Here is a 6,930-nt window from a genome sequence, read left to right as displayed (position 1 = left end):
TCAAAATGGACGGGTCGGAAAGCGTAAGACTTCTGTTAAAGAAGCAGCATCCCGTGAAGCGTCAACCCCATTGACGCGACCATTCTAAAAAGGTGGCGTGGTGAGGAATCGCCGTCCGTTTTACGGCGGCGAGGATGTCAAAGCTACATTTTAACTTCTTGTTCAGGAGAAAGACCTAATTGAGGGATTAGTATCGCCAAAAGTCGGCTAAATTGCCTCCAAAAATGCAATTAATTTCCCCTTCATTCAGTCAGTTGATGGCGTTTCCATCCCAACCCGTCAGCTGCACCAATTCCCTCACCTTTTCAGAAAGCACCCACCAATTGCCCTCTCAACCCCTCTCTTTTCACCTGAGATTCCAGAAACTCAGCCGTCTCTCCTTCTCCCAAGCGATAGCGAATCCTTAAAATTGCCTGCTGTTGGTTGTAAGTTTTCAACTGCGTCGATCCATAGCATAGCAGTCCACTCAATTCTGCTGTAATTAGGAATCAACTTGACTAAGAGAGGAACGTCTTTTAAAAGGCATTAGTTTTTTGATTAATTCAGGTGTAATTAAGCCTTGGGGATAAAAAATCGTTCCCAAAACAATTAAAATTCCAAAAATAATCAAACGACCATCGCGCAAGAAATTCCCTAACCAAATTGGTAAACCATTCACACCACCGAGGGCGCGTAAAACTTCGGGCAAAGCAGTTAAAACAATGCCTCCCACCACCGGACCAACAAAAGTTCTTGAACCACCAATTAAAACGAAAGCCAAGAAAATAATACTGGCATCAAAAGTTCCCTGACGGGAATTCCAAGTATTGAGAAAATGGGCGCTTACCGCTCCCACAACTGCCGCTAAAACTGCCCCGAAAGTGAAGGATAAAACCTTGTGATAGGTGGGATTAATTCCCATGGCTGCAGCTGCCAATTCATCGGCACGAATGGCATTAAATGCCCGACCAATTTTGATGTTTTCTAACCGGTAGAGAAACAGCATAGTTAGGAATAAGAGGGGCAAGGCCAGCCAAAGGTAGGCTAATTGAGTAGTGAAGGGTTGGGGAATGGCGAAAATACCGACCGCACCGCCAGTTATCTCGAGATTAAGGGCAATAATTCTCAAAATTTCTACCCAAGCGATCGTGGCAATGGCTAAATAAATACCTCGCAAACGGAGAACAGGAATACCTAAAACTATGGCTAATATTCCTGAAATAATGCCAGCAATTAACATTTCTAAAAAGACCAAAGCCAGGGGATAATTGCTGCCGGTATTAGTAAAAACTTTCGTAGAAAGAATGGCGGACACATAACCCCCTAAAGCGTAAAAACCGGGGGTTGCTAAGGATAATTGACCGGCCATTAAGGGCAGATAAATTGAAATGCCTAATATGGCTCCAAATATCATTGAAACAATTAAAAAACCATAGGTGTTAAAAAAATCAGCCATATTTTCAGTGAGCGGTTATTGGGGGCTTAAGTTACTGGAGTCAATTAGCTAATTTTATCACCGTTTTCTCCCCTCTGATTCTCTGGTAATTCTCGAAATTATCATAATTTTTTACGGGGCACTTTTCCTATATGGTAGCGTTCGCCACCTTAAAAGCAGACGGGATGATCGATGATGGGAAAAGGTATCTTCCTCAACTTTGTCCTGGAAAAAATTTAGGGGAATTTATGAAACAGCAGGATTGGTTAGTTAACTCCGAAACCCGGTTCCTCGGACTCCTAGTGCTGAATTTCCCGATAAAATCGCAGTAGCGGCTGAAAAAGTCCTAGAAGTTGAGTATATCATCAGTTTTGCCCCAGAAGCGCTCCATCAGGTGCAGGCGATCGGTGAGGAACCAGTAATGTGGTTTTAAACGTTTTCAATTCGATCCGCTCACTAATCGAGCAGTTAATTTTTAGGTTAGAGAAATGATAGATAAATGAGAGGATCATGAGAGAAATATGAAAGTTTTCTGGGTAAAAATTAGTTAAGATAAGGGGAAATTAAAGGATAAACAACTATAGATGTTTACTTCACTCGAACTTTTAACCACTTCCTTTGTGGCCGTGGGATTAGCCGCCGATGCCGTGGCCGTTTCTCTGACCAGTGGCCTGATGATTCGTCATATTCATGTTAATAAGGCTTTGAAAATTGCTTTGTTTTTTGGGGGATTTCAAGCGATTATGCCGATGATCGGTTGGGGTATCGGTCTAACTTGTCGCGAGTTCCTCGCCTCTTTTGACCACTGGATCGCTTTTATTATTTTAGGAGCGATCGGCAGTAAAATGATCTACGAAGCTGTTCAAAATGATGACGAGGAAAAAAAATTTAATCCTCTAGATTCCTATACTTTAATCGGATTAGCGATCGCTACTAGCATCGATGCTTTAGTAGTTGGTTTGGGTCTATCGATGATTAAAACTCCCTTACTTTTAGCTTGCACTGTCATCGGTTCTATTACCTTTGCTCTCTGTTTTATAGCTGTTTTTATCGGGCATAAATTCGGTAATTTATTTAGTCAAAAGGTGGAAATTCTCGGCGGTTTAGTTTTAATATTAATCGGCAGTAAAATCCTCATTGAACATTTAATTGCCTAGATTATCTCCATTTTTCACTATCCTCCCTATTTTCCCTGGCTGTTTTTCAACAGGGGAGTGGCTAATTCGGGATAACCGGCCTCAATTAAAGCCCGATCTCTGATGCGACAGGAATCGCATAAACCGCAGGGTTCAACTTCTCCTTGATAACAAGACCACGTATCAGCAATGGGAACCCCTAAACTAACAGCACGACGGACGATATCTACCTTACTATCCATCACTAAAGGGGCAATTAATTGGGGTGCTCTCCCTTCTAAACCCGCTTTCGATGATAAATTAGCTAAAGTTTGAAAGGCATCTAAATACTCGGGACGACAATCGGGATAACCAGAATAATCCACCGCATTAATTCCTAAATATATCGCCTCCGCTTCCCTTGCTTCCGCTAAAGAAAGAGCGATCGAAATAAAAACTGTATTTCTCCCCGGCACATAGGTAATCGGGATAATATTCGGGTTAATTCCCTCTTGGGGAATAGCTATAGATTGATCCGTTAAAGCGGAACCTCCCCACAAAGATAGATTGACTTCGATCAGATGATGTTCTTTAATATTGAGGAAATTAGCAATTTTTTTCGCCGCTGCTAATTCCCGCTCGTGTCTTTGTCCATAACGAAAGGAAAGGGCAATTAATTGATAACCAGCCGCTAGAGCGATCGCTGCTGTTGTCGCTGAATCTAATCCCCCGGAAAGTAAAACAATCGCCTTTTTTGTCATTACCCTAATGTCACCTGTGTTTGTTGATAATTAGCTACTAAGATAAATTGTTTGAGCCACTGGGAACCTAACAAAATCTCCTGAATTGCCTCCCCTGCAAAGACGGGAATTTCGTATTCTTGACCATCAATTCTTACTCTGCCTAAATATATATCAAAAAATGCTTCTCCTTGGGCGGTGCGTAACTTATCTTGGTTTAAAAATGGCCATTCAAGACTGCGAGCATCTTGGTCATTCATAACACAAAACTCCGTGAAACCAGTATCTAGCATAGCTTCTACAGGTAACACCAGACCATTAGGGCTGACTAAATCGATATCAAAATAAATTTGACCATTTTCTCCAAATCTCCCTTCAATCATATTCTGCCACTAACTCCAGTTTCATTAATGCCAAAGATATGATGGATTTTGTCGGGATATTTTGCCCTTGCTTTTTTACTAGCCACTTCTTTGTCGGGATCGATAAAATAATCGCCGCTATCAGGTTCGATCGCAATGTACCAACCATAATAATGTTTCATTAACCGGGGCTGTAAACTCTGAAAAATCGGCCAACAACGATGATAAAATTCTAATTGTCGGGCGCGATGTTTGGCCTTTTCTTCCTCTGTAGCTTGAATCTCTGGAAAAACTCGACCACGACGCACTACTCGTTCAGAATTGTTGTTAGACATAGTATTTAACCTCTTGTTAGTAAATTAGGGGTTGGGAATCATGAATTATGAATTGGGGAGTGGGTAGAATAAATAAAAAGTAATCTCCTGATAACTGATAACTGATAACTGATCACTGATAACTGATAACTGATAACTGATAACTGACTAGCGGACTCCTAAAAACTTATGGGTTTGGAGACTGAGGCGCCATTGGGGATGCCGGAGAACATAATTAAAGACTAACTCTTTGCTTTCCACTGTATTCCATTCGGGTTGCAGATATTTGATCACCCCTTCCGATAACTTACTTTCCTGGATGGCTGCCCAGTCTAAATCCTCTGGATTAGCCACGACAATTTTTAACTCATTCACCCGTGCATAAATACTAGGATCGGGCATTTTATAAGTTTTAGGAGAAAAAGTCACCCAATCGAAAACCCCTGTAAAAGGATGAGCGCCAGAAGTTTCTAAATGTACCCGTAAACCCTGATCTTTTAATTCCCCGGTCAAAGGATCAAGATTGTGCATTAAAGGTTCCCCCCCGGTAATCACCACCATAGCGGGGTTAGCCCCTTTGGCCGTCTCAACCAATTCCCGCACCGATTGTTGTGGATAACGGTGGGCATTCCAAGACTCTTTTTGGTCGCACCAAGGGCAATAGACATCGCAACCTCCCAAACGGAGGAAAAAAGCATTGCTTCCCGTCCAAAAGCCCTCGCCCTGCACAGAATGGAAAGTTTCGACAACAGGATAGGTACAATGGTTTATGCTAACCGTTTTCATAGAATCAGTATTATAGAAAATATGGACATTCCCCTGAACTTTGCCAAATACATCCAATGGTCTGGTATTGCCACGCTGGTTTTTTTGGTACTCACGATTATCGCTTTTCTCGTCGGTTGGGGAATCCGCTTTCGTCTCGTCGGTGTCACTAGCTTTATGGCTGTGTTGACGGTCGGAATTTTCGGTCTTGGGTTAGGATTATTTACTCGTACCGAAATTCCGGGAGCGGTGAGATTCTCCCTTGTCTATGATAACGGAGCTAATCAAGCTGTTATCTCCCTGCCCAATACTGTTACTACCGAGCAGGTGGAAGCAACCCTAAAACAAGCCGCTAGTGACTTGTTTTCCTCTGGTCGCGCCGGTGCTGGCGGTAATAATCAATTTATCATTAGCGCTCGCACTCTCGTTCACCCTCAGCCCGGTTTATCTGCTCCTTTGTACTTAGGACAGATTAAAAAATCCTTCTCCGCCCCGGGGGATAATACCCCTGAACTACAGCTTTTTCCCGAAAGCTTCGCTAAACTTAGCCAATAATCCTGAGAGGTTGTCAAAAAATGTCCAATGCTGTCGCTGTTTTGCCCCTGTTAATCGCCCCCGCACAAGTGATTCGGGGTGACAATGCCCTAGAAGAATCCACCGGCAAATTAGCGGATTTGGGGAAACGTCCCCTCGTGGTGGGCGGCGATCGCAATTTAGCTTTTTTGTCATCTCCCCTGAAAAATCTCACTCCTAGCTATCACAGTTACGCCCCCGATTGTTCGGAGAATTCCTTAGCATATTTAAAGGCATCTGTCAAGAGTCATGAGGCAGATTTTATCATCGGTGTGGGTGGCGGCAAGGCCCTCGATACGGCCAAATTACTCGCCCATCAGTGCCATTTGCCGATTGCCACGATTCCCACCTCCGCGGCCACTTGTGCCGCTTGGACGGCCCTATCTAACATCTATTCCGATGCGGGGGCGTTTCTTTACGATCTGTCCCTAGCCCGTTGCCCGGATTTATTAATTCTCGATTACGGTATTATCCAAACTGCCCCGAAAAGAACCTTAATCGCCGGTATTGGCGATGCGATCGCTAAATGGTACGAAGCTTCCGTCAGTAGCGGTCATTCCACAGAAACCCTGATCATTGCCGCTGTCCAACAGGCCCGGGTTTTGCGGGATATCCTGTTCCAAAAATCCCCGGCAGCCCTGGAAAATATCGGCGGGGAGGACTGGAAACAGGTGGTGGATGCCACCGTTTTATTAGCCGGAGTAATTGGTGGTTTAGGGGGCGCTAATTGTCGTACCGTGGCCGCCCATGGGATTCATAATGGTTTAACCCATATTCCCGCTTGCCATCATGCCCTGCACGGGGAAAAAGTCGCCTACGGCATCCTCGCCCAATTGCGTCTAGAGGAAATAGTTTTGGGCAATCAATTGGCACTATCGGCCCGGGGGCAACTAATCCAGTTTTATGAACAAATTGGTTTACCGAAATCCCTAGAGGATTTAGGATTAAGAGATGTTTCCCTTGCCCAATTGCGCCACGCGGCCGCAATTGCCTGTCAGCCTAATTCTGACATTCATCGTTTACCTTTTACGGTTTCCCCTGAACAAGTTATGGCGGCTATGGTTTCTACTACCACTGCCGATCCGATCGTCCAGAAAGTTAAAGCTAATTAGGGTTTGCTGAATAATGGTAAAACCCTTTTAAAATAAGGCTTTTGACCTGTTAAAATCCGATGTTAGTGCTGCGAAAATAGGATTGGGACTTTCAAAAACCTTGCATTATCCTTTTTGTAGTACATAGATTGGTGCAAAAAAACAAGGGCAACAAAGCCTTAAACGACCGGCTCCTGACTCGGAGACTCCTGACTCCTACCACCACCGAAAAACTTTTTGCCGCAAACCCTAATTAAGGGTAAATTTTCGGGACTTATTATTGACACTCCCGTCGCTAAAAGCGAGGGATTCTTGGTTCACTGAGTTTCCTTAATCTGACAGGACGTATCCAACCAAACCAGAGGGAATCTCTCCCCAAGCGTGAGTTCCGGTATGCCCTACCGTACTTAGGGCTTGCTGAATAATGGTAAAACCCTTTTAAAATAAAGCTTTTGACCTGTTAAAGTCCGATGTTCATGCTGCGAAAATAGGATTGGGACTTTCAAAAACCTTGCATTATCCTTCTTGTAGTACATCGCTTGGTACAAAAAACAAG

The 6,930-nt window shown here is 43.7% G+C and carries 9 protein-coding genes; 3 read left to right on the top strand and 6 right to left on the bottom strand.

The window, feature by feature from the left end:
* Positions 1–305: 305 nt before the first annotated feature.
* On the bottom strand, positions 306–437 hold the full coding sequence (locus tag IM322_RS15945; RefSeq protein ID WP_287676059.1) for a hypothetical protein: 132 nt from the start codon (positions 435–437) through the stop codon (positions 306–308).
* A gap of 44 nt (positions 438–481) precedes the next feature.
* Positions 482–1,435 carry a branched-chain amino acid ABC transporter permease gene (locus IM322_RS15940; RefSeq protein WP_287676058.1) on the bottom strand — a complete coding sequence of 318 codons (954 nt, stop codon included), beginning with the start codon at positions 1,433–1,435 and terminating at the stop codon, positions 482–484.
* Positions 1,436–1,998: 563 nt separating this feature from the next.
* On the opposite strand from IM322_RS15940, the gene IM322_RS15935 reads away from it, so the two are divergent.
* Positions 1,999–2,571 carry a manganese efflux pump MntP gene (locus tag IM322_RS15935; protein ID WP_193961534.1) on the top strand — a complete coding sequence of 191 codons (573 nt, stop codon included), beginning with the start codon at positions 1,999–2,001 and terminating at the stop codon, positions 2,569–2,571.
* A gap of 26 nt (positions 2,572–2,597) precedes the next feature.
* Here the strand turns inward: IM322_RS15935 and queC are convergent, their stop codons facing one another.
* The 4 genes from queC to IM322_RS15915 form a co-directional block, all read right to left on the bottom strand.
* Entirely contained in the window at positions 2,598–3,290 is a 693-nt protein-coding gene (gene queC / locus IM322_RS15930) for a 7-cyano-7-deazaguanine synthase QueC (protein ID WP_287676057.1), read from the bottom strand.
* Entirely contained in the window at positions 3,290–3,652 is a 363-nt protein-coding gene (locus IM322_RS15925; protein WP_286824380.1) for an aspartyl protease, read from the bottom strand. The genes queC and IM322_RS15925 overlap by 1 nt, the downstream gene beginning before the upstream one ends.
* Complete coding sequence (locus tag IM322_RS15920; RefSeq protein WP_158201278.1) at positions 3,649–3,966, bottom strand: hypothetical protein; 318 nt, start codon at positions 3,964–3,966, stop codon at positions 3,649–3,651. Before IM322_RS15920 ends, IM322_RS15925 begins: the two co-directional genes overlap by 4 nt.
* Positions 3,967–4,113: 147 nt before the next feature.
* Positions 4,114–4,731, bottom strand: a complete 618-nt coding sequence (locus tag IM322_RS15915) for a 7-carboxy-7-deazaguanine synthase QueE (RefSeq protein WP_287676055.1) — start codon at positions 4,729–4,731, stop codon at positions 4,114–4,116.
* On the opposite strand from IM322_RS15915, the gene IM322_RS15910 reads away from it, so the two are divergent.
* Both IM322_RS15910 and IM322_RS15905 read left to right on the top strand, forming a co-directional pair.
* Entirely contained in the window at positions 4,708–5,265 is a 558-nt protein-coding gene (locus IM322_RS15910) for a Ycf51 family protein (RefSeq protein ID WP_286824378.1), read from the top strand. The two genes, IM322_RS15915 and IM322_RS15910, sit on opposite strands and share 24 nt — an antisense overlap.
* Before the next feature lie 20 nt (positions 5,266–5,285).
* On the top strand, positions 5,286–6,395 hold the full coding sequence (locus IM322_RS15905; RefSeq protein WP_287080142.1) for an iron-containing alcohol dehydrogenase family protein: 1,110 nt from the start codon (positions 5,286–5,288) through the stop codon (positions 6,393–6,395).
* Positions 6,396–6,930 lie beyond the last annotated feature (535 nt).

Source organism: Microcystis sp. M109S1, assembly GCF_020247025.1.
GTDB lineage: Bacteria > Cyanobacteriota > Cyanobacteriia > Cyanobacteriales > Microcystaceae > Microcystis.
This window is presented reverse-complemented; position numbering and strand designations above follow the sequence as displayed.